We start from the raw sequence: 23653 nt of genomic DNA on the forward strand, positions 1-23653 counted from the left end.
GTATGCGTTTGTTAAAGCCTGTTAATGATTTGTTAAGTGCTTTTTATTCTTTATATATTTCAAAACAATTCTTCTACACTTTAAACGATTGAAATTATTATGAAAAGAATGTTTGTACTCGCAGCAGCTGGTTTGCTTTTCAATGTTGCGGCTATTGCCAACGGTCCTGGAAAGAGTGCTGCCGACAAAACGCTGAAGGTAGATACAAAAGCGAGCACCATCAACTGGGGCGCTAAGAAAGTGACAGGAACACACGCGGGAACCGTGCCCCTGGAAAGCGGTACACTCGTGATTGATAATGATAAGCTCAAAGGAGGAAGTTTTGTAGCCGACATCAAATCGCTGGTGGTAACCGACGTAACCGATAAGGAAATGAATGGTAAACTGACCAATCACCTCAAAAGCGACGACTTTTTCTCGGTTGAGAAACACCCGCAGGCGAAACTCGTGATCTCTTCTGTAACACCAAAAGGAGGTAATGCTTATGACGTAACCGGCAAGCTGACGATCAAGGGCATTACCCAGGATGTGAAATTCCCTGCTACCGTAACGGCAGATGCTAAAAAGGTGACCGCCAATGCGAAAGTAAGCATCGACCGCACTAAATACGACATCAAATTCCGTTCGACCAACTTCTTCGAAAACCTTGGCGACAAGGCGATCGACAACGATTTTACACTCGATGTAAACCTGGTGGCGAACAAATAATCAGCGAATATTTAGAAGATATAAAATCCGGTTTGAGCGATCAGACCGGATTTTTTTTGATCTATATTTGGCAAATGTGATTTGATAACTGATAGAAAATCTATGAAAAATTTCATCGCGGGCCTCGCTATATGCACATCGATGTTTACCGGACAGGTATTTGCCCAAACTGAAAACAAACTGCCCGAATGGGCGTTCGGTGGCTTTAAACGGCCCGCCGGCGTGAACCCGGTCATTTCCCCCGACAGTACTTCCCGGTTTTTCTGCCCGATGAACAAGCGCCGGGTCGATTGGGAATCGAACGATACCTTCAACCCTGCAGCGACCATAAAAAATGGTAAGATCGTGGTGCTGTACCGCGCCGAAGACAAAGCCGGTAAGGCGATCGGCATGCGGACCTCGCGCCTGGGCTATGCCGAGAGCGAGGATGGAATCCATTTCAAGCGAAGGAAAGAACCTGTGCTTTTTCCCGCGGAAGACAGCCAGAAAGCCAATGAATGGCCTGGCGGCTGCGAGGACCCGCGTGTGGCAGTTACGGAAGACGGCCTTTATGTGGTCGTCTACACACAATGGAACAAAGACAAAGCACGCCTGGGAGTTGCCACTTCCCGCGATCTGCTCAGATGGGAAAAATACGGCCCGGTGTTCAGGGAAGCATACCATGGCAGATTCAATAATATCTGGACGAAATCGGGCTCTATTGTGACCAAACTCGTGGGAGACAAGCAAGTGATCGCTAAAATCAACGGAAAATACTGGCTCTATTTCGGCGAAGCCAATGTGAATGTCGCTACTTCTACGGATCTCATTAACTGGGAGCCCGTGGTGGACAGCAAGGGGGATCTCGTGAACCTCATTTCGCCTAGAAAGGGCTATTTCGATAGCGACCTCACTGAATGCGGCCCTCCGGCGATCCTGACCGACAACGGCATCGTATTACTTTACAATGGGAAGAATGATAAAGGCGAAGACGGCGACAAGCGTTTTACGCCCAACAGCTATTGTGCCGGCCAGGTTTTGTTTGATAAAAATGACCCTACCAAAGTCCTGGCGCGCCTCGATACGCCTTTCTTCCGTCCGATGGAGCCGTTTGAAAAGAGTGGGCAATATGTAGCAGGAACCGTTTTCATCGAAGGAATGGTGTACCATAAGAAAAAATGGCTGCTCTACTACGGCTGCGCCGATTCACGCGTAGGAGTGGCAATATATGATCCCGCAGCGAAAACTCCTGGCGACCCGTTGCCATAACGCTGGTGCGAAGCTCCGGCTTCGTACCCACTATTCGCAGGCCTCCGGCCGGTCGGAACGGCGATCATCGTGCAGAGCAGAGCATGAGCTCTGCAATATGGTTGGCACGAAGCCATAGCTTCGCGTCAACCGCGCCAAGCAGGTTAGTACAGGATAGTGCATCAGATATTTTTAGGAATTTTTGGATATTAATTTCTGCTTTTTTAAGAGGGAGTTAATATCCAAATAGCCCTTACAATAAGGGAAACCAGTTGTTCAGGAGTCACTAAACCTATAAATGCGATCAAAATGAGTTTCAGATTTATCAAGGCCGGAATGCTCATGGCCGCCGTGATGACCCTCACCAGCCAGGTCGATACTTTTGCCCAAAAAAGTGAAAAGGGCTTCAAATCCATCTTCGACGGAAAAACACTTAAAGGCTGGGATGGCGATCCGAAATACTGGCGCGTTGAAAATGGTTCGCTCGTTGGCGAAATCACCCCTGAAACACTTTTGAAAACCAACTCTTTCATCATCTGGCGTGGCGGAGAGCCTGCTGATTTTGAGCTGAAAGGTTCCTTCAAGATCGCGACAGCCGGTAATTCGGGTATCAACTACCGTAGCGAGCAACTCACCGACGTTCCTTTCGCATTGAAGGGCTACCAGGCTGATATCGACGGTAAAAATGCCTATACCGGACAGAATTACGAAGAACGCAAGCGCACTACATTGGCCTACCGCGGTCAGAAAACGGTTATTAAAGAATATACCGGCGAAAAAACACCGGAAGCCATCCGCAAGAATGTATCCAGGAACGCCTGGACGGGTTTGGAAGTGGTAGGCTCGCTCGGTTCTTCCGATTCTTTGAAGACATTGATCAAAAGTGAAGACTGGAACACTTTCCACCTCGTTGTGAAGGGAAATCACCTGCAGCACTACATCAATGGCGTCCTGATGAGCGATGTTACCGACAACGACACGGTAAATGGCGCTAAAAAAGGCCTTTTAGGAGTACAGGTACACGTAGGTCCGCCTATGAAAGTGGAATACAAAGACCTGCGCATCAAACAGTATTAATTTAACATCGGCTGTCGGCTGTCGGCCGTCGGCTTAATACAAAATCTTTAATGCCAAGCTTATAGCCTGGGGCTTAAAGCGTAAAGCCTTAACAATGAATAAAATTGGATTTAATGTGCTGGCCTGGACGGCGGCAGTTTCGGATGACTTGTTTCCGATCATCGAAAGACTGAAAACGATTGGATACGACGGTGTCGAGTTCTATTTAGGCCCTCAGGAAGCCGCAGCTTATCAGCGAATGGGCAGTTTTGTGAAAGATCTTGGCCTCGAAACCACGGCGGTGATGACAGTGGGTGCCGACGAAAACCCGGTACACGATTCTGCCGAAGTGCGAGGAAGGGCTCTGGACAAAATCAAATGGGCTGTGGACCGTGCTTATGATCTCAATTCGAAGGTCATTTGCGGGCCGTTCCATTCAGCGCACACGGTTTTCGTGAACCGCCCGGCAGAGGACCGTGAATACGCACTAGCCGGAGAGGTATTGAATGCGGCAGCGGATTATGCCGCGCAGGCGAATATTACGTTTGCCCTGGAAGCACTTAACCGTTTCGAATGTTACCTGTGCAATACGATGGAGCAACTGCTCAAACTCGTAAAAGCCGCCGATCATCCGAATGTGCGTGCGATGTTTGACACGCACCATTCCAATATTGAAGAGAAAAGCTACCTGGGCGCATTGCAGACCATCGCTCCAGTGCTCGCGCACGTGCACATCAGCGAGAATGATCGCGGCACGCCGGGAACGGGCCAGGTGAAGTGGGACGATGCATTCGCGGCATTGGCGGCTATTAAATACGAGGGCTGGCTGACGATCGAGGCATTTTCGCGTAACGACCCTGGTTTTGCCAATGCCATCGGCGTTTGGCGGGAGTTCAACGAACCGTGGGATATTGCTGAAAACGGCTACAAATTTATCCGCGAAATGGGCCTGAAACACGGGCTCTGATTAAACCACCTTTTCAGTACGGGTTTATGAAAAATCTTTTGAAATCAATGCTGGCGCTCGGCATTGCACTGGTGACCTTCGCCTCCAAGGCACAGGACGACCCTGCGAAACACCGGGTCGTGTACAAGGGCGATAAAGGCCCTGGTGTAGGTAAAAATATCGTTTTTATTGCAACAGACCACGAGTACCGAGGTGAAGAATCGCTACCTGCTCTCGCACGCATTATGGCCAAACGCTACGGGTTCACGTGTACGATCGTGTACGCGCTCGATGAAAACGGCTACATTCTCCCGGGCAGTTCGAACGTAAAAGGCCTGGACGTGCTCGACAAAGCAGATCTGATGGTACTATTCATGCGTTTCGCGCATTTTGAAGACAAGGAAATGCAGCATTTCGAGAAGTACCTCAAGCGCGGCGGGCCCATCGTGGCGTTCCGGACTTCGACCCACGCATTTGAAATCAAAAATGATCCGAAATGGGAGCATTATACCTGGAACTACAACGGCCCTAAAACAGCCTGGAAAGATGGTTTTGGGGAATATATCCTGGGGGAAACCTGGGTATCGCACTACGGAACAAACCACAAGCAGTCTTCGAAAATCATCATCGACGAGGCGCAGAAAAGCCACCCGATTATGCGGGGTGTGAAGGATATGTGGGTGCAATCGGGCGGCTATACGGCTGCTCCGAAAGGAAAGGTGCTGGCAAAAGGGCAGGTATTGAATGGCATGACGGCCGATTCGCCAGCTGATCCGACGAAAGAATTACTGCCGGTTGCCTGGATCCGTGATTATCAGATGGAAGGCGGCAAAAAGGGCCGCGCGTTCACCACTACACATGGTGCTTCCGAAGATCTGTTAAATGAGGGTTTCAGAAGAATGGTCGTGAATGCAATGTTCTGGGGTTTGGGGCTTGAAAGCGCGATTAAACCGAACAACGACATTGCGTTTGTCGGTCCCTACAAGCCAACCACATTCAATTTCGATGGGTATAAGGCAAATGTAAAGCCTTCCGATCTGGCAGGCTGGGATTCGCTGATCATGCCGGGCGAGGTAGTGAAGAAGAAGTCGAAGTGATTTTTAAATAATTGAAAATAAACTTTTAATGTCTCAGCAACTTCCATTTCGCTTTGGATCAGAGGTATACACCTGGTTCATGAGCAACAGCGGCCAAACACACCAGGGCCGGTTAGGACACATGATTGAAGTCATCGCGAAAGCAGGTTTTACCGGAATCCAACCGATTTTCACCTGGATGGGCGATCTTCAGGATCCGGACCTGCTCGAAGCCAAACTCAAAGAACAAGGGATCGAACTCGCTGCATTGGCGCTCGCACTGGACTGGAACGAAGCCGAAGAAACCGAACGTGAACGAGAGGTAGCAGACCACGCCATTCGGGTGCTGCAACGCTTCCCGGGAGCTGTGCTCAATACGGTACAAATCCCAACTGGCCGACACAATATCGAAGAACGTCAAAAACGCCTCGTGGATATCGTCAACACCGTGTCGCGTCGCGCTGCCGACAAAGGCGTACCTTGCAGTTACCACCCGAATTCCCCACATACCTCCATTATCCGCACCGAGGAGGATTACAAAATCGTACTCGAAGGTCTGGACGCATCGGTAACCGGCTGGACGCCCGATGTAGGTCACATTATCAACGGCGGGATGGATCCGTTAGCGAAAATGAAGGAATACCAGTCGCTGATCAACCACGTGCATTACAAAGATTGGGACGGCAATCCTGAGTTTACATTGATGGGTAAAGGTAAGGTAGACCTGCTCGGCGTAACCCAGTGGCTCAAAGACATTAACTATAAAGGCTGGATCATCTGCGAAGACGAAGGCGAGGAAGCCCTCGAAGATCCGGATTTCGTGACATTGCACGACGGGAAGTGGATTCGGGAGGAGTTGGTGCCCGCACTGAAGTGAACTTCGGCTGTCGGCTTTCGGCAGTCGGCTAATAACTTCGGCTGTCGGCTCTCGGCAGCCAGACTTTTGTTTTTTGTTTAAAATCAACATTATAGAAAGCCGACGGCCGATAGCCGAAAGCCGACAGCCATAACAATATGCCTACCATCAAGACCAACGGTATCAACTTTTACTATGAAGAACGCGGTTCCGGCGAGCCATTGCTCCTTATTATGGGCATTACTGCGCCGGGAGCAGTATGGAATGTGCATGTGGCCGATTGGAAACATCATTTCCGGTGCATTATTGGCGATAACCGCGGCGTGGGGCTTACCGACAAGCCTGCCGGCCCGTACTCGACCGAGCAAATGGCGGACGACTATGCCGGGTTGCTGGATTCGCTGGGTTTGGAGAATGTCAATGTCGTCGGCTGCTCTATGGGCAGTACTATTGCGCAGCAATTGGCGATCCGGCATCCGAAAAAGGTAAAATCGCTCGTGCTGATGTGCCCCTGGGCGCGTTGTGACAACTATGCCAAAGGTCTTTTTCAGCATATTATGAATGCCAAGGCCCGTTTCAGGCCGGAGGAATTCAGCTTGTACATTCAATTGCTGATCTTTTCGAAATCGTCGTGGGACGATGCGAAACAGCATGAGGACCTAGAAAACGGCCGTCGGATCGACGCTTTCAATCCGTTTCCACAGCCGTTGCACGGATTGGAAGGGCAGGCTGTTGCTTGCATTAACCATAATGCGTTGCCGGATTTAGGCAAGATCAATGCGCCTACATTGGTGATCGGTGGCAAGGAGGATATTTTTACGCCGGTATGGATGGCCGAAGAGGTCGCCAACGGTATTCCCGGTGCAGAGTTGTTTCTGTACGACAAGCTCGGGCACGCGTTCCATTTTGAAAATACAGAGGATTTCAATGCCCGCGTGAGAAACTGGCTTGCCGCCGTTACGGTGGCCTGACCCCGCATTTTAGAAGTTAAACTATTAAAATAAGGCATTTTGCGCTTTTCTCAAGTTTAGACAATTACGAGTTTAATTAAGATATAATGAAGACCGGCAATTCGAAAGGTACTGGGCAAGACTGGAAAACCAAAGTGTCGAACCACGTTCAGGTGGGAGGCATTGAAACTTCGGTGCTGGACAATGGCGCCGGGCGCGGTACCCGCATTGCGTGGATCAACACGGGCGGTGGCTTGCGCTTCAAGGTCGTGATAGACCGGGCGATGGATATTGCTGAGGCTTTTTACAACGAGCATAGCCTGGCGTGGATCAGCCACGGTGGCGTTACCTATCCGCAGCCATTCTCGGACAAAGGCATCGACTGGCTCCGGACATTCGGCGGAGGCTTGCTTACTACCTGCGGCCTCTCGCATGCAGGTGGGCCCGAGTCTGACAGCTTCGGAGACCGCGGTTTGCACGGGCTGATCGGTAACCAGCCTGCGGAAATCATTTCGATTATCCAACCAGACCTGCGCGCGGGCAAATATGAGATGAGCATTACCGGTATCGTACGTGAAACGCGTCCATTTGGTCCGAGTTTGGAGCTGAAACGGACCATTTCGGCCACATTAGGCGAGGCAAAGCTGCGCATTCGTGACGAGGTGATTAATAAAGCCAATACTGAGGCACCGCATATGCTGCTGTACCATTTCAATTTCGGCTGGCCGATTGTAGACGAGGGAACAGACATCCTGTGGAACGGCCAATGGCGGCCGCGCTTTGAAGAGAATGCACAAATTTTCAAGGAAGGGAATGCATTCAAAAAGGTGCCTGCACCGCTGGAAAGCCACCTTGGGAGCGGAGAGGAAGTGGCCTTGATCGACGTGGACGCGGATATTTTCGGCGATAGCATTTGTGGGCTGCATAATGAGAAGCTCGGGCTGGCCGTCGCATTGAAATTCAAAAAAGAACAACTCCCCTGGCTGGCTAACTGGCAGCATTGGGGCAGGGGTGAATATGTGACCGGCATCGAGCCGAGTACGCACCCGTTGTCGGGCCAGGCGAAGGCTAGGGAAGACGGGACGTTGATTTTTCTCCAACCAGAGGAAACCAAAGAATATGACCTCGAATTGAGCGTATTGACCGCGAAGGAGGAAATTGAGGAATTTGAATTGAAGGTGAACGTGTCGTAGAAAAACGACATTTCAGAATATCCGATTCGCGAGGGTAATTGGATAAATGCGAAAATAACCGGTGCAACGCACCGCCATATTTATAACCAAAACCAATTCTTTAATACAAAAACAATGGGACTTTCAAGTATAGCTGAGAAGGCGTTGGAGCAGGGGAAGGGAATTTTGCGTTTGGCACCGACCTGGGTGCCGCGTTCGTTTTGCGTTCCCGGACGCAGGATCAAATTGCACCCCGACGATTATTACGTGCTGGGTGGAGAGCGTGGTGGGATCGATGAGCGTTGGTTGTCGTCCACAACTCCTGCGGAAAATGGGCCGCTTACAGGCGAAAATGAAGGTTTGAGTCAGATCGTTTTGGAAGATGAATCAGGGGTTCAAAAGGTGACATTGCGGGACGCAGTAGCAGAGCTGAAAGGCCGGATTATAGGCGACAGACTTTGGGATCAATACAAGAGCTGGCCTATGTACTCCAAGTTTTTTGACAATATGGGGCCGCTTCCGCATCATATTCACCACCGCGATGAGCACGCCGCTATGGTGGGCCAGAATGGAAAGCCGGAAGCCTACTATTTCCCGCCTCAATTGAACAACCACGGTGGCGATTTTCCCTACACATTCATCGGTATCGCACCCGGCACCACCAAAGAGCAGATCAAAGAGTGTCTGATGAACTTCACCAAGGGCGATAATAAAATTACCAATTACTCCCAGGCGTTCCGTCTGGAGCCGGGAACAGGCTGGGATATCCCTCCTGGCATGTTGCATGCACCGGGCAGCTTGTGTACTTATGAGCCTCAAAAAGCATCCGATATTTTTGCGATGTATCAATCGCTGGTCAATGAGGCGGTTATTCCGGAAGAGTTACTTTGGAAAGGAACGCCGAAAGACAGAATTGGCGATTATGATCTGCTGATGGAAGTGATCGACTGGGATTTGAACGTGAATCCTAATTTGATGGAAAAGCATTTCATGCGCCCGAAACCGGTGAAAGACGTCGCTGCGATGGCGAAAGAAGGATATAGTGAAAATTGGATTTGCTATAAAAGCGAGGCTTACAGCGCAAAGGAACTAACCGTTTTTCCGGGACAGACAGTTACCATCAAAGACGCAGCTGCATACGGAATGATTGTGATGCAAGGCCACGGCAAGTTCGGCGTGTGGGACATCGAAACCCCTGCATTGATTCGCTACGGACAGCTGACCAACGACGAATATTTCGTAAGTGAATCCGCTGCAATCGAAGGTGTAACGATCACCAACCCGTCGAGCAATGACCCGATCGTGATTTTAAAACACTTCGGTCCGGGTAATCCTGATTTGGTATTGTAAATGTACTTCGGCTTTCGGCCGTCGGCTGTCAGCATTTGGTTTTTCTCTTTTGGAGCCGATAGCCGACAGCTGACAGCCGAAGTCATTAACCATAAATTCCTCAAACCATGCCTGAGAATAATTTCCCTAAGCTCCACAATGCCACATGGCCTGGTATCGTGGGCAAAGGTTCTGATTCAGAGCCTATTATTCCTTTTGATACATTGCTGGAAAAGACAGCCGCTGCGGAAGTGGACGGTGTGAAATTCGACGGTGTCGATATCGGTCTTTTCGACGAGCATATCGGTGAATATCTGAACAGCGCGGACGGCGGCAAGCGACTGGCCGACAAGCTGGCGGGATATAACCTCGAAGCGGGTAGCCTGGTAGCAAACGTTTGGGCTGGTTCCGCAATGGGCAGCAAGGATGCGCGTGACACATTTGTGGAACAAGTGCGCAAGGCATGTGAGTTCGGCAAGCAATTACGCGACGCCGGCATTCGTCATGGCGGTGTGATCCGTATCGACTCGGCCGCATCGCCGGAAGCATGGTCGGCTGACCCGAAAGGCAATACCAAGCAAATCGCAGAAACTTTCAGACGCGCCGCTGATGTAGCGGCTGATTTCGGCGAAAGACTGGCTGCCGAAGGTGAGATCTGCTGGGGCGGCATGCATAGCTGGAAAGCGATGATCGACACGCTCGAAGCGACAGACCGACCAAATGTGGGTTTTCAGGCGGATATGTCGCACACATTCCTTTATCTGTTAGGCTACAATGCGCCGGAAGACCGCATTCTGCCAGCAGATTTTCAATGGAGTGACCGCGCTACTTTGGATGAAGCATTCAAGAAAATGACTGCCGCACTGCGTCCGTGGACCATCGATTTCCACGTAGCACAAAACGACGGAACCGTTCACGGAACGGGCTCACACGATAAGACCGGCCGCCACTGCCTGGCTACCGACCCAAATGGCAAGCTTGACATCGTACATCACGCAGGCTTCTGGCTTCGCGATGAAAAAGGCGAGCTCACCAAAGCATTCCGCCACATCTGCTGGGACGGTTGTATGTTCCCGAACGAGGTAATGTACAAGCAGCAAACCTGGAACGACATCCTCGCCGCGCTCGTGAAAGTGCGGAACGCGCATGGGTGGCAGGCGTAGAGGCTGTAAGCTTTAAGCAATAGGCCGTATACTTTGCTTAATTGTGCTTAATGCATATGGCTTACAGCTTAAAGCTCTTTCGAAAATATTCCAAAACCTAAGGCTTAAAGCTTATAGCTTACAGCCTAAAGCATTCAACAAAATGTCAGAAAAAAAACAAATCCGCGTCGCCCTGATCGGTTCCGGTTTGATGGGCCGCACGCATACCAATGGTTATAAAAGAATCGGGGATTTCTTCCCTGAGCTAGAATACCGCCCCGTGCTGGCGGCTGTTTGTTCCCGTAACGAGGAGAAAGTGAAGGCTTTCGCCGAGCAATGGGGCTATGAATCGTACGAAACCGACTGGCGCAAAATCATCGAGCGCGACGATATCGACGCGGTGGACATTTGTACACCAAACGATACGCACGCCGAAATCGCATTGGCTGCTGCTGCCAAGGGCAAAATGATCCTTTGCGAAAAACCTTTGGCACGTACATTGGCAGAAGCGAAAACAATGGTGGATGCCATTGAGGCTGCTGGTGTTAAAAACACTGTTTGGTATAACTACCGCCGCGTGCCAGCTGTGACTTTGGCTAAACAAATCGTGGATTCAGGTAAACTGGGCCGCATTTTCCATTATCGTGCCAACTTCCTCCAAGACTGGACGATCAGCCCGGACGTACCGCAAGGTGGTACCGCTACCTGGCGCCTCGATGTGGACGCAGCAGGCTCCGGCGTTACCGGCGACTTGCTCGCACACTGTATCGACACTGCGATGTGGATCAACGGCGGCATTAAGGATGTGTCGGCGGTGGCTGAGACATTCATCAAAGAACGCAAGCACGCCGGCACCGGTGAAGTACAAAAAGTAGGTATCGACGACGCCTGTATCTTCCACTGTCATTTCGATAACGGTTCGCTGGGCTTGTTCGAATCTACGCGTTATGCGCGCGGTCACAAGGCGCTTTATACTTTTGAAATCAATGGCGAGCATGCTTCCATTCGTTGGGATTTGCATGATATGAACCGCCTCGAATACTTCGACCACGACGATCAGTCGATCGTGCGCGGATGGCGTTCGATCCTGGTGACCGACGGCGACCAACCGTATATGAAGCGTTGGTGGATCCCCGGTACCAGCATTGGTTACGAGCATTCGTTCGTGCACCAGGCGGCCGATTTCTTCGAAAGCCTTCAAACCGGCAAACCTTGCTCCCCTACTTTCCGCGACGCTTACGAAACACAGAAAGTGTGTGAAGCAGTACTGGAATCGGCGGCTTCCAAAAGCTGGAAGGATACCGGCGTACATTGGGAAGGTTAATCCAATAATGCATTCATAATCTGAGGCTTTAACCGGATCCTGCATGGCAGGTGAGGTTAAAGCCTCAGTTTCGATACTGCTATGTCCGATTATATTCTGAGGGTTAAGGAGATTTCCAAGTCGTTCTCTGGCGTCAAAGCGCTGGACAACATTCATTTTGACCTGAAAAAGGGTGAAGTACATGCCTTGATGGGGGAGAATGGTGCAGGGAAATCGACCTTCATGAAAATATTGATCGGTCTTGTTGCGCCCGATTCCGGTGAAGTTTTGCTTGAAAACGAGAACCTGATCGGGAGCCATGTGAATGAAACCTTGAAAAAAGGCATTTCCATGATCCATCAGGAAATCCTTATCATTCCTGAACTGACCGTGGCGCAGAATATATTCCTGGGAAGGGAAAGGGAAGTTTCGGGGAAAAGCGGGATCCTTTCGGGTTGGCTGAATGATTCGGAAATCAACCGGCAGGCGGCCGCATTGTTGGACCGGATAGGCGTCAACATCGCCCCAAAGGCAAAAATGAAAGATCTTAGCGTGGCGCAAATGCAAATGGTCGAGATTGCGAAGGCTATTTCGAATAATGCCAAAGTGATCATCATGGACGAACCGACCTCGGCGATCTCGGATAAGGAAGTGGAGACATTGTTCCAGATCATCCGTGATTTGAAGGCTGAGGGCGTCAGTATGATCTACATTTCCCACAAAATGGACGAGATATTCCGGATCTCGGACACCATTACCGTGCTCCGGGACGGGAAATACATTGGTACCAAAAGTGCCGCCGAATTGGATCAAAACGCTTTGATTACCATGATGGTGGGCCGGGAAATTGATCAGATGTTCCCGGAAGCGATGCAGCCGGTTGGGGGGGGAAGTACTTTCGGTGCGGAACCTGGGGAAAGCGGGTAAGTTCTCCAATATCAGTTTCAATGTAAAATCCGGTGAAATACTGGGGCTTGCAGGGTTAATGGGAGCGGGTAGGACGGAGATAGCCCGGGCGATATTTGGGCTGGATGAATGGGATGAGGGAGAAATTATAATGAAAGAATTGCCCCTTCGCGCGCGTGCGCCACGTGAGGCGATCGATCGGGGAATTGGGTATGTGAGCGAGGACAGGAAAGGGTTAGGGTTTATTCCAAGAATGTCGGTCAAGGACAACATCACGCTTTCGAGCATGAACAATCACCGCAAAGGCGGTTTTATTGACACACACAGCGAGCAATCGGTCACTACAAAAATGATCGCCGATTTAAAGATCAAAACGGCCGGAACCGGTCAGCACGTAACGTATTTGAGTGGGGGAAACCAGCAGAAAGTCGTCATTGGCAAAGTACTGCTCGCGTCGCCCGAAATCATTATCCTCGACGAACCGACGCGGGGCGTCGACGTTGGGGCGAAATTCGAAATTTATAAACTGATCCGCAGCCTGGCCGATCGGGGTATGGCGGTGATCATGATATCGTCGGAACTGCCCGAAATCCTGGGACTCAGCGACCGGATACTGGTATTATCGAAAGGCAAACAAACCGCGTTGCTTTCCAGGGCAGAGGCGACACAGGAGTTGATCATGAAGTATGCGGTGGCGTAGCGGCTGTCGGCTGTCGGCTGTCGGCTGTCGGCTGTCGGCTGTCGGCTGTCGGCTGTCGGCCGAATCTGGGGGTGCAATTTAATACATCAATTAAAAGGTTCGACTGCCGAAAGCCGACAGCCGAAGTATAATATGAACAGATTCTCCAAACTAGGCCAATACGGTATCTTTTTCGCATTTGCATTGATATGCGTCGTGCTGGCGTTGAGTACGCCGAAATTTTTTACCGTTTCGAACTTGCTGATTATTGGTAATCAAGTGTCCATCAATGCATTGCTCGCATTTGGCGTCACTTTTGTGATCATAACAGGCGGCATAGATCTTTCGCTGGGCTCCATGGTGGCGGTAACAGGCGTTGCGGCCGCGAGTTTTGCACATCCTGATACCTATCCGTTGGTGGTACCATTGCTGGTTGGTCTGGGGGTGGGTTCGGCTATGGGCGCGTTCAACGGCTTGGTGATTACCAAAAGCAAAGTGCCGCCATTCATCGTCACCCTGGGAACGATGACCATCGGGCGCGGGTTGGCATTGATCCTCAGCAAAGGACGGCCCGTTTCGAATCTTTCAGATGAGTTCAATTTCATTGGTGGTGGGAATATTGCCGGTATTCCGTTTCCTATTATCGTTTTGCTGATCGCATTTGCAATCTGTTCGGTAGTGCTGAATAAAACCATTCTCGGACGCTACATGTATGCGGTCGGAGGCAATGAGCCTGCCGCGCGGGCGTCGGGCATACGTGTAAGCCGTGTCAAAATGTGGGTATATACCATTTGCGGGTTGCTTTCTGCATTAGGGGGGATCCTGCTCACGTCGCGTATTACCACCGGTCAACCTAACGCTGGCGCCGGATTCGAACTCGACGCGATTGCCGCTGCAATTATTGGTGGTACCAGCACCTCGGGCGGCACCGGAACCATGACCGGCACATTGATCGGTGTATTGTTGATCGGGGTAATCAGTAACAGTCTCGATTTGCTGAATGTCACTTCCTATTATCAGCAGGTAGTAATGGGGATGATTATCATCGGCGCGGTGGTACTGGATGGGGTTGGGAAGAAGGATTGATGAGGGGAGGAAAGGGAGGAAGGAGAATGGAGGAGGAGAATTGATTTTGATATACTGAAACATATTTCGACGGCCGACAGCCGAATGCCGATAGCTTTATGAAACGTAACATAATTTTTACCACACTTATCGCCGCTGCTTTACTCGCGGGCTGTAATAATCAATCATCAGACAAAGCATCCGGCGAAGGCGGCAGCGATAAGCTCGTAATTGGTGCTACCATGCTGAGTATGCAAAATGAGTTTATCGTGAATGTGAGCGATGCCATGGAAGCAAAGGCCAGGGAAATGGGCGTCGAGCTGATTACCGTGGACGCCGAACGTTCGGCATTGAAGCAGGTAGAGCAGGTCGAGAGCTTTATCGGCCAGGGGGTGGACGCGATCATCATGAACCCCTGCGAAGTGGAAGCAAGCTCTCCGGCGGTCAAACTGGCCATGGACGCGAAGATTCCCATTATTAACGTCAACTCCGAAACTTCTGCCAAACCGACCGCATTTGTAGGCTCGGACGACACCGAGTCGGCGCGCATAGCGATGAAATACATTGCCGAAAAGCTAGGCGGCAAAGGCAACGTGCTGATGATGCACGGCTTCATGGGCCAGGCCGCGCAAATCCGGCGGGACAATGGCGCCAAAGAAATCCTGAAAGCCAATCCTGGTCTCAAACTGCTTGCTGAACAAACCGGCGAATGGGACCGGGCAAAGGGCATGTCCCTTACCGAAAACTGGATCCAATCTTACGGTGATAAAATCAACGCCATTTTTGCGCAAAACGATGAAATGGGCATGGGCGCCGTGAAAGCGCTGGAAGCAGCTGGTTTAAAAGGTAAAGTGCTGGTTGTAAGCGTAGACGCTATTCCCGATGCATTACAGGCTGTGAAGAAAGGAACATTGGATGCCACTGTTTTCCAGAATGCCAGGGAGCAGGGTGGAAGGGCCATTGAAACGGCAGTGAAAGCGGCTAAGAAAGAGGCTTTTGAGAAGGAGGTACTTATTCCGTTTCAGCTGGTGACGAAGGAGAATGTGGGGGCGTTTTTGAAGTAACAATTACTCCTTTTTGACATTTTTACGCATTGCACTCAAATCGGCAGTTGCCAGGAATTTCTCCGCGGCGTCAATTTTGACCTTGAGAAAAGCCTGGAACTTTGGATCGGCGAACAGCTTTTCCCTGCTTTCTTTGATGGACATTTCTTTGATTTTCATATGCCTCTTAATTTGATGATATAGTGATGATATTCTCTTCCTGTCTGAAATGGTTCTGTCACTGAATCATTTATCCCATAAATTTCGTAATACTTTTTGATTCTTGAAAGTTCTCTTGAAATGATGATCCGGTACAGTCGGTTTTTGGCCGGGGTATTGGCCTGTAAATAAATGTCGGCCTGAGTGTAGCATTCGAAAAATTGTGCAACACACTGAATAACGGTTGCCATAATCTTTTCAAGGTCGCCATTATTACTAATCGTCTGGTCGCAAAAACTTCCATCCGGAAGCACATCGACAAGTGCCAGGTTGAAAATTCTGTGTGCTGATAAAGGAGTAAAAATGATTGCCTTCCGGATCGTCCGCTCAGGACTAACACTCAAAAATCTAAAATAAAGCCGATCATCGTCGGCGTAAAACGGATAAAATTCCAAATCCATACAATCGGGAGATAGCGGGTACCATATCGAATGCAGGAAGTTGAGTAGTAGGCTCGGCAAATGTAAAATAATCTGTCCTTAAAAGTAAAACGCCACGCTTCCCGCCCTTTTATCCCCATATGGCATTTGCCAGTTTTCCTAAAACCAATCAAAATCACGAATGAATACTTTCAATATCAACCGCCGTAGTTTCCTCCATGGGGCCACGGCAGCACTGGCACTTTCCACTTTCGGAGCGCAGGGAATGGACCTGATCAACCCCGCCAAAACATGGCGCGTAGGGTTAATTGGTACAGGTTGGTATGGTAAAAGTGATCTTTTCAGATTGATTCAGGTTGCGCCCGTGGAGGTGATTGCGCTTTGCGATGTGGATAAAAACCAATTGAACGAAGCGGGTAAGCTGGTGAGCCAGCGGCAGAAATCGGGCAAGACGCCGAAATTGTATGGCGACTACCAGAAAATGCTTGCGGAAAATGAACTGGATATTGTACTGATAGGCACACCCGACCATTGGCACGCCTTGCAAATGATCGACGCAGTGAAAGCCGGCGCGCACGTATACGTGCAGAAGCCGATCAGCGTGGACGTCATGGAAGGGGAGGCGATGGTAGCCGCGGCGCGTAAATATAAAAAAGTGGTACAGGTAGGAACGCAACGCAAAAGCACGCCGCATTTGATCGACGCCAAGAAGAATATCGTCGATGCAGGTTTGTTGGGCAAGATTTCGCATGTGGAGATGTGCTGCTATTACCACATGAGGGCTAATGGCAACCCGCCGGTGGAAGCGGTTCCGGATTATCTGGATTATGAAAAATGGACCGGCCCCGCGCCTCTGCGCCCGTACGACGGCTCGCCACATGTGCGCTGGTGGAGGACGTTCATGGAATACGGCAACGGTATTACCGGCGATATGTGTGTGCATATGTTCGACACGGTGCGCTGGATGCTGAAACTAGGCTGGCCGAAAAAAATCACGTCGACAGGTGGTATTTATGTGCAGAAGGAAGGTAAGTCTAATATATCGGACACACAATCAGCGATTTTCGAATACGACGGCTTGAATTGCGTTTGGCAGCACCGTACGTGGGGCACACCGAACAATCCCGATTATCCCTGGTCATTTACACTTTACGGCGAAAAGGGAACGCTCTGGGCAAGTACCATGGCTTACGATTTCATTCCGCAAGGCAAGGGCGAGAAGATTCACAAGGATGTCGTTTATGAAAAGGAAAAATATCCCGAAGACCTCAAAGAAGACAAGATCGAACTGAATGCGGCACCCGCGACACGCCTTCACATGCTGGACTTCCTTGCGGCGATCGATAACAATGGCCGACCTGTTGCGGACATTGAGGAAGGGCATATATCGACGGCAAGCTGTATTTTAGCAAATCTTTCGATGAAAACGGGCCGTTCGATTGTTTATGACCCAATAAAACGCGAAATTGTGGGAGATAGAGAGGCTAATGCGTTGCTGGCCCGCACCTACCGGGCTCCCTACAAACATCCTGACTATAAACACGTCTAGGATAGGTCTTGAAAGTTCGTGGTCCCTTATATATTCCCAGTACATCGCGTCCGGCAAAATCCGGGCGCGTTTTTGTTTTTGGTCATACTTTCCCTTGCGTGAACTGCAACAGAAACATGTTTTTACAAGTAAGGTTAAAAGAATGAACTATGGGCCATGCAAACGTTTGAAACGTCTTGAAACAAGGAATTTTACCGATCGATATATCAGTTTTATTTGTTTATAAGTTTAATAGATGTTTCACAGGTATTTAAACCATTTACCCTCTGAAACTGTCAGAATAGCATAACAATAACCAAACGTTAAAGCACAATGAAAACCATAGTGAAGTTGATAAAATCCGCAGGTATGGCGGTTGTGGCGGGTGTATTCATGATGGCATGCAGCAATGCCCTTCAAGTGAGTTACGATTATGACTCCTCAGTGAACCTGAAACAATTCAAAACCTTCAAAGTGGAGGCCGAGCATAATATGGAGCAGGACCCGCTGCTGGGTAGCGAATTGAACAGGCGCCGGCTGGGCGATGCCGTTGTGGAAGTGATGGAAGCCAAAGGCTATAAACTGGATCAGCAAAACCCCGAAATTGTGGTGCGGTTTATGACGGACGTGAAGGATCGCCAGCAAGTGCGTTCCAACAACATGTATTCGCCTTACATGTGGTGGTATGGCGGGGGTAACAACATCTCGACCTATAACTACCAGGAAAGCCGCTTCATCCTGAACATCTATCAGAAAGCCACCGAGCGAATGATCTGGCAAGGCTGGGCTTCCGGTAAAGTGAAGGCGCCAACCAAGAAGGAGGACCAGAACACGATGATCAAAAACACCATGGCGGACATCCTTCGCTCCTTCCCGCAAGCAACGCTGGACACTTATAGCAGGAAGTGATTTTAAAGGGAAATAGCAAAAATGCCGGGCTTACGTCCGGCATTTTTTGTGGCTATGTGTCGTCTCTCAGGCCCGATTCCTCCATCCGAATCCTCGCATAGTCCTCGGGCGATGGTTCTTCGATCGGGTAATGTACCTCTTCGTACTGGTTGACCAGCAATGCGAGCACTTCGGCTTCCTTGGCTTCCTGACTACCGACAGGGGCATCAAATAACACATCAAGGCGCGCCAAGGCCTCGTTATATTCTTCTTCGGTCTCGATCAGTTTTACATCTACCATCTCCTAAATTGTCTTCGCGTTAATCCTGTCGTATTCTGCGTGCGTTCCCAGCCATTTGATCATAATTCGTTTATGTTCAAAGCTAATGCGGGTTACCATTCTGTACCGACTACCCTTTACATTGAAAATAACCCTGTTGTCTGCGATCAGATCCGCACTTTTGAAATCTGCTTTCAAAGCATTTAAATCGTTCCAGTGCGCCTTCCTGACGGTTTTGAACCAGGAGGTCAGATAAGGTTTTGAATCAGCATGAATTTCGTAAAATTCTTTCAATTTTCTGAAACTGATCACATTCATGAAATGGTGTGCATTTTTTAAACAAAAATAGAGCGGAAAAGTTGTCAATAGGACCACTTCTCCGCTCTAATGAACGAACGGCTGATGTTACGGTTATAGCTTACAAATCCTGCCCGTTACGATACTCCTCAGATGCCTTCTTCACAACCGCGTCGCCATCGTGCAAATCGCCGAATACTTCAACGAGCGTATCGACCACGACACCGCGTTTCACAGGCACCCATTCCGCTTTTTTACCTTTGTCGCGGATGACGAAGACTTGTTCACTGGAATTGACGACCGCGGTCGTGGGAACGAAAAGCGTATTACCGGTGCGCTCGGTGCTGAGCTGCACTTGTGCGTACATGCCGGCTTTCAGTTCGTTCGAGCGGTTGTTGACGTCGAATTCAGTCATCATCGAGCGGTTTTCTTCGGACAACGTACGAGAGCTGCGGGCGTAAACTGCCTTGTAGACCTTTTCAGGGCTCGCCGAAACCGTAAAACTTACTTCGCCTTTATTCGGGATGGCACTCGACATGTTTTCAGGGATTGCAAGCGTCAGACGCAGTTTTGTGTTGTCTTCCAGGATAAATAACGGCTTCGCACCGCCCTCGCCCGGGCCCACAAGCGCTCCCGGACTGATGTTCCGTTCGGTAATAATGCCGTCGAATGGCGCAGTCACAGTCAGGTAGCGGGAAAGTTCTGTTTTTGTTTCCATGAATGATTTTGCGGCTTGTACATTGCCTTGGGCTACGGCCATAGCGGAACTATCGGCAGCGGCACGCGCTTTGGCGAGGTCCAGTTCATGGAGCGACACGGCCCCTTCGGTGCGGTTGGTTTTTTGGAGGCGGCTATATGTCAATGCGCTGGCCTGGTACCGCGTGGTGGTTTGCTGTAATGAGGCTTCCGCGGCGATCAGTTGAGCCTTGGCCTGGCTTATTTCCGAGATCACTTCCGGCGCTTCCAGTATGGCCAATACCTGGCCTTTTCTGACAACCGTACCCCGGTCGACATTTACTGTTTTGACAAAACCTTTCACCTTAGGATGAATGCTCACCTTGTTCCATGGCTTCAATTCGCCTGGCAACGCAATCTGCTTAGCTGGTTTCATGCTTTTGACGTAAGCGAGTTCGACGGCAGCGGGCTCTTTGGCGGCTTGCTCCGTAGTTTTGGCTTCATGGCTGTCGCTCGTTTCGGCCGTGCTGCTGCATGCGCTCATCCCTGCGGCGACCGTGATCAGTATCAGAATGGATTTCAAGGTATTCATGGAAACGGATGTTTGGAGTTTTTTACGGAAAAAATTGCTTTCGGGATCCTCGGGGTCGAGAGATACCGAATTGACGGACGCTTTGCGCTGCACCAATGTGAACACGGCCGGTAAAATGAGGAGCGACGCTAACGTAGAGGCGATCAGCCCCCCGATTACCGCCTGCCCGAGCGGCGCGATCTGGTCACCGCCTTCGCCGAGGCCCGATGCCATCGGGATCATCCCGGCGATCATCGCAATACTCGTCATCAGGATGGGGCGGATCCGGCTACCGGCTGCGAGGGTTACCGCTTTGTGCGCGTCCTGCAATTTGAGCCGCAGGTTTTCAGCATTGGTTACCATCAAAATCGCATTCGCTACCGATACTCCCACGGACATGATCAGACCCATGTAGGATTGCAGGTTCAGCGTCGCACCGGTAAGCAGGAGCAGGCCGATGGAGCCTACAACTACCGCAGGGATAGTGGAAAGTACGACCAGCGATAGTTTGAACGACTGGTAAGTAGCCGCCAACAAGAGGAACATAATCACAACCGCGATTAACAAACCCGTTTGCAAGCTGCTCAATGTTTCAGTAAGCAGTTCGGTTTGCCCTTTCAGTTCTACAATTACCCCGCGTGGCGGCTCGCCTGCATTCTTGATTGCCTTTTGAACGGCGGTAGTGGCTGCACCGAGATCCTTTTTGTGGATATTGGCCGTGACGGTTACGAGCCGGTTCGGGCCGGCGCGGTCGTATTCCCCGGGTGCCGTTTTTTCAGAAAAAGTAGCCACGTCAGCGAGCAGTGGGTTGCTGACGCCGGTTTTCAAAGGAATAGTGCCGATGTCTTCCACGGAGGTCATCTGGTATTCCGGAATCTGCACCTGGACCTGGTAGGCAAGGCCTTTGGCATCGTCGAGCCAGAGGTTTTTGTCGGTAAAACGGCTGGAAGACGTCGCTGCGACCATCGAGCGCGCTACCTGCGTAGAGGTAATGCCCAATTGTCCGGCGCGTTCGCGGTCGATTTTTACGTCCAGGATCGGGTATTCCAATGGCTGGGCAATCTGTACATCGCGGAGGAATGCAATCTGCTGCATTTCCTTTTGAATCTTACGCGCAAACCTTCCGGCTTCTTCCACATCCTTGGCGGCTACGCTTACCTCGATCGGCGTCGATGCGCCCTGGCTCATGATTTTGTCGACTAGTTCGATGGGTTCGAATGAAATGGCCAGATTTGGAATTTCTTTGGCTATTCTTGCGCGCAGCTTTTCTTTCAGGGCATCCATCCTCACGGGAAACTCTTCTTTCAAAGAAACCTGCAAGACCGCCTCATGCGGGCCGCTATTGAACACGAAAATGTTGGAAGTACCATAGCTGGAAGGCACAGTGCCCACATAGGCCGAGGATATTTCGACATTTTCTTTGCCAACTTCCGATTTAATCAGGTTCAGCACCTTCAACGTAGCCTCTTCCGTGCGCTCCACACGTGTGCCATCGGGTACCCGCATGCGCATCTGGAACTGGTGGCTGTTCGCTTTCGGCAGAATATCCGTGCCAATGAGGAAAAATCCGCCGATAATCAATGCAATGCTGCCGACGAGGTACACCGGAACGATCAGGCGCTTGCCCATAATACCGCCGAGGACATTCAGGTATTTCATTTTAAATTTTTCGAAACCGGTAGGTGGCAGCGAAGGGTGCGCTCCTTCTTCGATCACATCCTCAATCTCCTGGTTATCCAATGCCAAAGTAGGTGCCTCGTGGTGCGGATGATCTTTCAAAAGCCAGTTGGAAAGCACAGGTACCAATGTCTGTGAAAGCAAGAACGAAGCGATCATCGCGAAACCCACGGCCAGTGAAAGCGGCAAAAACATAGATCTTGGAATACCGCTCATGACAAACGACGGTGCGAAAACGGCCAGGATTGCGAGCAAAATCAGAAACTCGGGGAATGCAATTTCCTTACACGCGTCCCAAATAGCCTGCTCCTTCGGTTTGCCCATTTCCTGGTGCTGGTGAATGTTTTCAATGGTCACTGTTGCCTGGTCTACAAGTACACCGATAGCCAGTGCCAAGCCGCTCAATGTCATGATGTTGATGGTTTGACCAAACAAATTCATCAATATCACCGCCGAAAGAATCGAAATAGGAATAGTCACAATGACGATAATCACGCTGCGCCAGTCTCTGAGGAAAAGGAGCACCATCAAGCCTGTCAGCAATGCACCGAGAATCCCCTCGGTAATGAGGCTTTTCAATGAGTTGGTCACATACACCGACTGGTCGAATTCATAGGAAATTTTCACGTCCTCGGGTACTGCATTCCGTAGTTGGGGTAATGCAGCGCGGATATTATTCACCACGTCCAGCGTAGAAGCATCGGATTTTTTAACAACAGGAATATAAACCGCCCGGCGGCCATTGATTAATGCATAACTCACGGTCACATCGGCACCGTCTTCCACCACCCCCACATCGCGGATGAAAACGGTAGGCCCGGCTCCAACGCGGATAGGGATGTTCAGAAAGTCTTCAGGCTTTTTAATGAGTGAGTTGACGGGTGTCATCAAAGTCTTGTCACCCATGCGGATGTTACCCGCCGGCGAAGGCTGGTTGTTGGCAATAATGGATTTGATGACCTCCTCTGGTGTCAGATGGTAGCTTCTAATGCGCTCGGGATCGACGCGCACGACGATCGTGCGCTGGTTACCGCCAAATGGCGGTGGGCTGGAAACCCCTTCGATGCGGCTGAACATGGGACGAACGCGGGAGGACGCGAAATCCTGGATTTCGTTCAGCGACCGGGAGGCGCTTTCGAATACCATTTGTCCGATCGGCACTGAGCTGGCATCGAAGCGGACCACCTGCGGCGGTACGGTACCCTCGGGCATGTAGGCCTTCGCGCGGGAGACGTTGTTGGCGACCTCCGCAGCGGCCTGCGCCATGTCGGTACCGGGATAGAACGAAAGTTTGATCAATGATAACCCCTGGATCGTTTTCACGTCCACATCACGGATACCCGACACGTACAGGAAGTGGTCCTGGTAGCGGGTGGCAATGAAGCCATCCATCTGGTCGGGAGCCATACCGCCGTAGGGCTGCACCACGTAAATGGTCGGCAAATCGAGGTTGGGAAAAATGTCGACGGGAATGCTCCGTATCGACAGAATCGAGAAGAATAGGATGCCGATCACGACCACCACAATGGAAATGGGCTGTCGGAGGGCAGTTCTGATGAGTTGATACATAATGTTCAGATTTATATTTTGTCATGCTGAGCGCACTCGAAGCATTTTGTAGGATGGCGTCGTGCGAGATGTTTCGACCGTCCGGCGGCCCGGTACGCTCAGCATGACAGT

Annotated in this window: 20 protein-coding genes and 1 pseudogene; 16 read left to right on the forward strand and 5 right to left on the reverse strand. The window is 50.5% G+C overall.

Features of this window, described 5'->3' with window-relative positions:
• Positions 1-108 precede the first annotated feature (108 nt).
• The 14 genes and pseudogenes from ACQ4MZ_RS00430 (at position 109) to ACQ4MZ_RS00495 (ending at position 15479) form a co-directional block, all read left to right on the forward strand.
• Positions 109-708, forward strand: a complete 600-nt coding sequence (locus ACQ4MZ_RS00430) for a YceI family protein (RefSeq protein WP_430843789.1) — start codon at positions 109-111, stop codon at positions 706-708.
• A 102-nt stretch (positions 709-810) separates the two neighbouring features.
• Positions 811-1956 (forward strand): glycoside hydrolase family 130 protein, encoded by a 1146-nt coding sequence (locus ACQ4MZ_RS00435; RefSeq protein ID WP_430841860.1) that lies wholly within the window; start codon positions 811-813, stop codon positions 1954-1956.
• 315 nt (positions 1957-2271) lie between these two features.
• On the forward strand, positions 2272-3012 hold the full coding sequence (locus ACQ4MZ_RS00440; protein ID WP_430843790.1) for a 3-keto-disaccharide hydrolase: 741 nt from the start codon (positions 2272-2274) through the stop codon (positions 3010-3012).
• Positions 3013-3106: 94 nt separating this feature from the next.
• Positions 3107-3958, forward strand: a complete 852-nt coding sequence (locus tag ACQ4MZ_RS00445; RefSeq protein ID WP_430841862.1) for a sugar phosphate isomerase/epimerase family protein — start codon at positions 3107-3109, stop codon at positions 3956-3958.
• Between the two features lie 26 nt (positions 3959-3984).
• Positions 3985-5034: a ThuA domain-containing protein gene (locus ACQ4MZ_RS00450; protein WP_430841864.1), complete on the forward strand. Its 1050-nt coding sequence runs from the start codon at positions 3985-3987 to the stop codon at positions 5032-5034.
• A 28-nt stretch (positions 5035-5062) separates the two neighbouring features.
• Positions 5063-5890 (forward strand): sugar phosphate isomerase/epimerase family protein, encoded by an 828-nt coding sequence (locus ACQ4MZ_RS00455; protein ID WP_430841866.1) that lies wholly within the window; start codon positions 5063-5065, stop codon positions 5888-5890.
• Between the two features lie 137 nt (positions 5891-6027).
• Positions 6028-6840 carry an alpha/beta fold hydrolase gene (locus tag ACQ4MZ_RS00460; RefSeq protein ID WP_430841868.1) on the forward strand — a complete coding sequence of 271 codons (813 nt, stop codon included), beginning with the start codon at positions 6028-6030 and terminating at the stop codon, positions 6838-6840.
• An 86-nt stretch (positions 6841-6926) separates the two neighbouring features.
• Positions 6927-8012, forward strand: coding sequence for an aldose 1-epimerase family protein (locus tag ACQ4MZ_RS00465; RefSeq protein WP_430841870.1), 1086 nt, complete (start codon positions 6927-6929; stop codon positions 8010-8012).
• 114 nt (positions 8013-8126) lie between these two features.
• The gene (locus tag ACQ4MZ_RS00470) at positions 8127-9341 is read left to right on the forward strand and encodes a hypothetical protein (protein ID WP_430841872.1); all 1215 of its coding nucleotides are present in this window, start codon (positions 8127-8129) and stop codon (positions 9339-9341) included.
• A gap of 107 nt (positions 9342-9448) precedes the next feature.
• Positions 9449-10483 carry a TIM barrel protein gene (locus ACQ4MZ_RS00475; RefSeq protein ID WP_430841874.1) on the forward strand — a complete coding sequence of 345 codons (1035 nt, stop codon included), beginning with the start codon at positions 9449-9451 and terminating at the stop codon, positions 10481-10483.
• 142 nt (positions 10484-10625) lie between these two features.
• Positions 10626-11786, forward strand: a complete 1161-nt coding sequence (locus tag ACQ4MZ_RS00480; protein WP_223399946.1) for a Gfo/Idh/MocA family protein — start codon at positions 10626-10628, stop codon at positions 11784-11786.
• Positions 11787-11867: 81 nt separating this feature from the next.
• Positions 11868-13371, forward strand: a pseudogene (locus tag ACQ4MZ_RS00485) (sugar ABC transporter ATP-binding protein).
• A 132-nt stretch (positions 13372-13503) separates the two neighbouring features.
• Positions 13504-14436 carry an ABC transporter permease gene (locus tag ACQ4MZ_RS00490; RefSeq protein ID WP_430841876.1) on the forward strand — a complete coding sequence of 311 codons (933 nt, stop codon included), beginning with the start codon at positions 13504-13506 and terminating at the stop codon, positions 14434-14436.
• Between the two features lie 98 nt (positions 14437-14534).
• Positions 14535-15479, forward strand: coding sequence for a sugar ABC transporter substrate-binding protein (locus ACQ4MZ_RS00495; RefSeq protein ID WP_430841878.1), 945 nt, complete (start codon positions 14535-14537; stop codon positions 15477-15479).
• Positions 15480-15482: 3 nt separating this feature from the next.
• Here ACQ4MZ_RS00495 and ACQ4MZ_RS00500 read toward each other — a convergent pair whose 3' ends face one another.
• Together ACQ4MZ_RS00500 and ACQ4MZ_RS00505 are read right to left on the reverse strand one after the other, a co-directional pair.
• A complete protein-coding gene (locus ACQ4MZ_RS00500) occupies positions 15483-15638 on the reverse strand; it encodes a hypothetical protein (RefSeq protein WP_430841880.1) in 156 nt (51 codons plus the stop codon).
• Positions 15635-16078 carry a DUF6934 family protein gene (locus ACQ4MZ_RS00505; protein ID WP_430841882.1) on the reverse strand — a complete coding sequence of 148 codons (444 nt, stop codon included), beginning with the start codon at positions 16076-16078 and terminating at the stop codon, positions 15635-15637. Before ACQ4MZ_RS00505 ends, ACQ4MZ_RS00500 begins: the two co-directional genes overlap by 4 nt.
• A 160-nt stretch (positions 16079-16238) precedes the next feature.
• Between ACQ4MZ_RS00505 and ACQ4MZ_RS00510 the strand changes: the two genes are divergently transcribed.
• Positions 16239-17606, forward strand: coding sequence for a Gfo/Idh/MocA family protein (locus ACQ4MZ_RS00510; protein ID WP_430841884.1), 1368 nt, complete (start codon positions 16239-16241; stop codon positions 17604-17606).
• A 312-nt stretch (positions 17607-17918) separates the two neighbouring features.
• Positions 17919-18494, forward strand: a complete 576-nt coding sequence (locus ACQ4MZ_RS00515; protein ID WP_430841886.1) for a DUF4136 domain-containing protein — start codon at positions 17919-17921, stop codon at positions 18492-18494.
• Positions 18495-18546: 52 nt separating this feature from the next.
• Here ACQ4MZ_RS00515 and ACQ4MZ_RS00520 read toward each other — a convergent pair whose 3' ends face one another.
• The 3 genes from ACQ4MZ_RS00520 to ACQ4MZ_RS00530 all read right to left on the reverse strand — a co-directional run bounded on the left by ACQ4MZ_RS00520 (position 18547) and on the right by ACQ4MZ_RS00530 (position 23542).
• On the reverse strand, positions 18547-18774 hold the full coding sequence (locus ACQ4MZ_RS00520) for a hypothetical protein (RefSeq protein WP_430841888.1): 228 nt from the start codon (positions 18772-18774) through the stop codon (positions 18547-18549).
• 3 nt (positions 18775-18777) lie between these two features.
• Positions 18778-19071, reverse strand: coding sequence for a type II toxin-antitoxin system HigB family toxin (locus tag ACQ4MZ_RS00525; protein ID WP_430841890.1), 294 nt, complete (start codon positions 19069-19071; stop codon positions 18778-18780).
• Positions 19072-19171: 100 nt separating this feature from the next.
• Positions 19172-23542 (reverse strand): efflux RND transporter permease subunit, encoded by a 4371-nt coding sequence (locus tag ACQ4MZ_RS00530; RefSeq protein ID WP_430841892.1) that lies wholly within the window; start codon positions 23540-23542, stop codon positions 19172-19174.
• Positions 23543-23653: the final 111 nt, after the last annotated feature.

Source organism: Dyadobacter sp. BHUBP1, from assembly GCF_050587785.1.
Classification (GTDB): Bacteria; Bacteroidota; Bacteroidia; order Cytophagales; family Spirosomataceae; genus Dyadobacter.

What these genes read in the sequence shown, in the direction of transcription:
- ACQ4MZ_RS00430 (WP_430843789.1), top strand. Translation starts at nt 109, where the DNA reads ATGTTTGTACTCGCAGCAGCTGGTTTGCTTTTCAATGTTGCGGCTATT.
- ACQ4MZ_RS00435 (WP_430841860.1), top strand. Translation starts at nt 811, where the DNA reads ATGAAAAATTTCATCGCGGGCCTCGCTATATGCACATCGATGTTTACC.
- ACQ4MZ_RS00440 (WP_430843790.1), top strand. Translation starts at nt 2,272, where the DNA reads ATGCTCATGGCCGCCGTGATGACCCTCACCAGCCAGGTCGATACTTTT.
- ACQ4MZ_RS00445 (WP_430841862.1), top strand. Translation starts at nt 3,107, where the DNA reads ATGAATAAAATTGGATTTAATGTGCTGGCCTGGACGGCGGCAGTTTCG.
- ACQ4MZ_RS00450 (WP_430841864.1), top strand. Translation starts at nt 3,985, where the DNA reads ATGAAAAATCTTTTGAAATCAATGCTGGCGCTCGGCATTGCACTGGTG.
- ACQ4MZ_RS00455 (WP_430841866.1), top strand. Translation starts at nt 5,063, where the DNA reads ATGTCTCAGCAACTTCCATTTCGCTTTGGATCAGAGGTATACACCTGG.
- ACQ4MZ_RS00460 (WP_430841868.1), top strand. Translation starts at nt 6,028, where the DNA reads ATGCCTACCATCAAGACCAACGGTATCAACTTTTACTATGAAGAACGC.
- ACQ4MZ_RS00465 (WP_430841870.1), top strand. Translation starts at nt 6,927, where the DNA reads ATGAAGACCGGCAATTCGAAAGGTACTGGGCAAGACTGGAAAACCAAA.
- ACQ4MZ_RS00470 (WP_430841872.1), top strand. Translation starts at nt 8,127, where the DNA reads ATGGGACTTTCAAGTATAGCTGAGAAGGCGTTGGAGCAGGGGAAGGGA.
- ACQ4MZ_RS00475 (WP_430841874.1), top strand. Translation starts at nt 9,449, where the DNA reads ATGCCTGAGAATAATTTCCCTAAGCTCCACAATGCCACATGGCCTGGT.
- ACQ4MZ_RS00480 (WP_223399946.1), top strand. Translation starts at nt 10,626, where the DNA reads ATGTCAGAAAAAAAACAAATCCGCGTCGCCCTGATCGGTTCCGGTTTG.
- ACQ4MZ_RS00490 (WP_430841876.1), top strand. Translation starts at nt 13,504, where the DNA reads ATGAACAGATTCTCCAAACTAGGCCAATACGGTATCTTTTTCGCATTT.
- ACQ4MZ_RS00495 (WP_430841878.1), top strand. Translation starts at nt 14,535, where the DNA reads ATGAAACGTAACATAATTTTTACCACACTTATCGCCGCTGCTTTACTC.
- ACQ4MZ_RS00500 (WP_430841880.1), bottom strand. Translation starts at nt 15,638, where the DNA reads ATGAAAATCAAAGAAATGTCCATCAAAGAAAGCAGGGAAAAGCTGTTC.
- ACQ4MZ_RS00505 (WP_430841882.1), bottom strand. Translation starts at nt 16,078, where the DNA reads ATGGATTTGGAATTTTATCCGTTTTACGCCGACGATGATCGGCTTTAT.
- ACQ4MZ_RS00510 (WP_430841884.1), top strand. Translation starts at nt 16,239, where the DNA reads ATGAATACTTTCAATATCAACCGCCGTAGTTTCCTCCATGGGGCCACG.
- ACQ4MZ_RS00515 (WP_430841886.1), top strand. Translation starts at nt 17,919, where the DNA reads ATGAAAACCATAGTGAAGTTGATAAAATCCGCAGGTATGGCGGTTGTG.
- ACQ4MZ_RS00520 (WP_430841888.1), bottom strand. Translation starts at nt 18,774, where the DNA reads ATGGTAGATGTAAAACTGATCGAGACCGAAGAAGAATATAACGAGGCC.
- ACQ4MZ_RS00525 (WP_430841890.1), bottom strand. Translation starts at nt 19,071, where the DNA reads ATGAATGTGATCAGTTTCAGAAAATTGAAAGAATTTTACGAAATTCAT.
- ACQ4MZ_RS00530 (WP_430841892.1), bottom strand. Translation starts at nt 23,542, where the DNA reads ATGTATCAACTCATCAGAACTGCCCTCCGACAGCCCATTTCCATTGTG.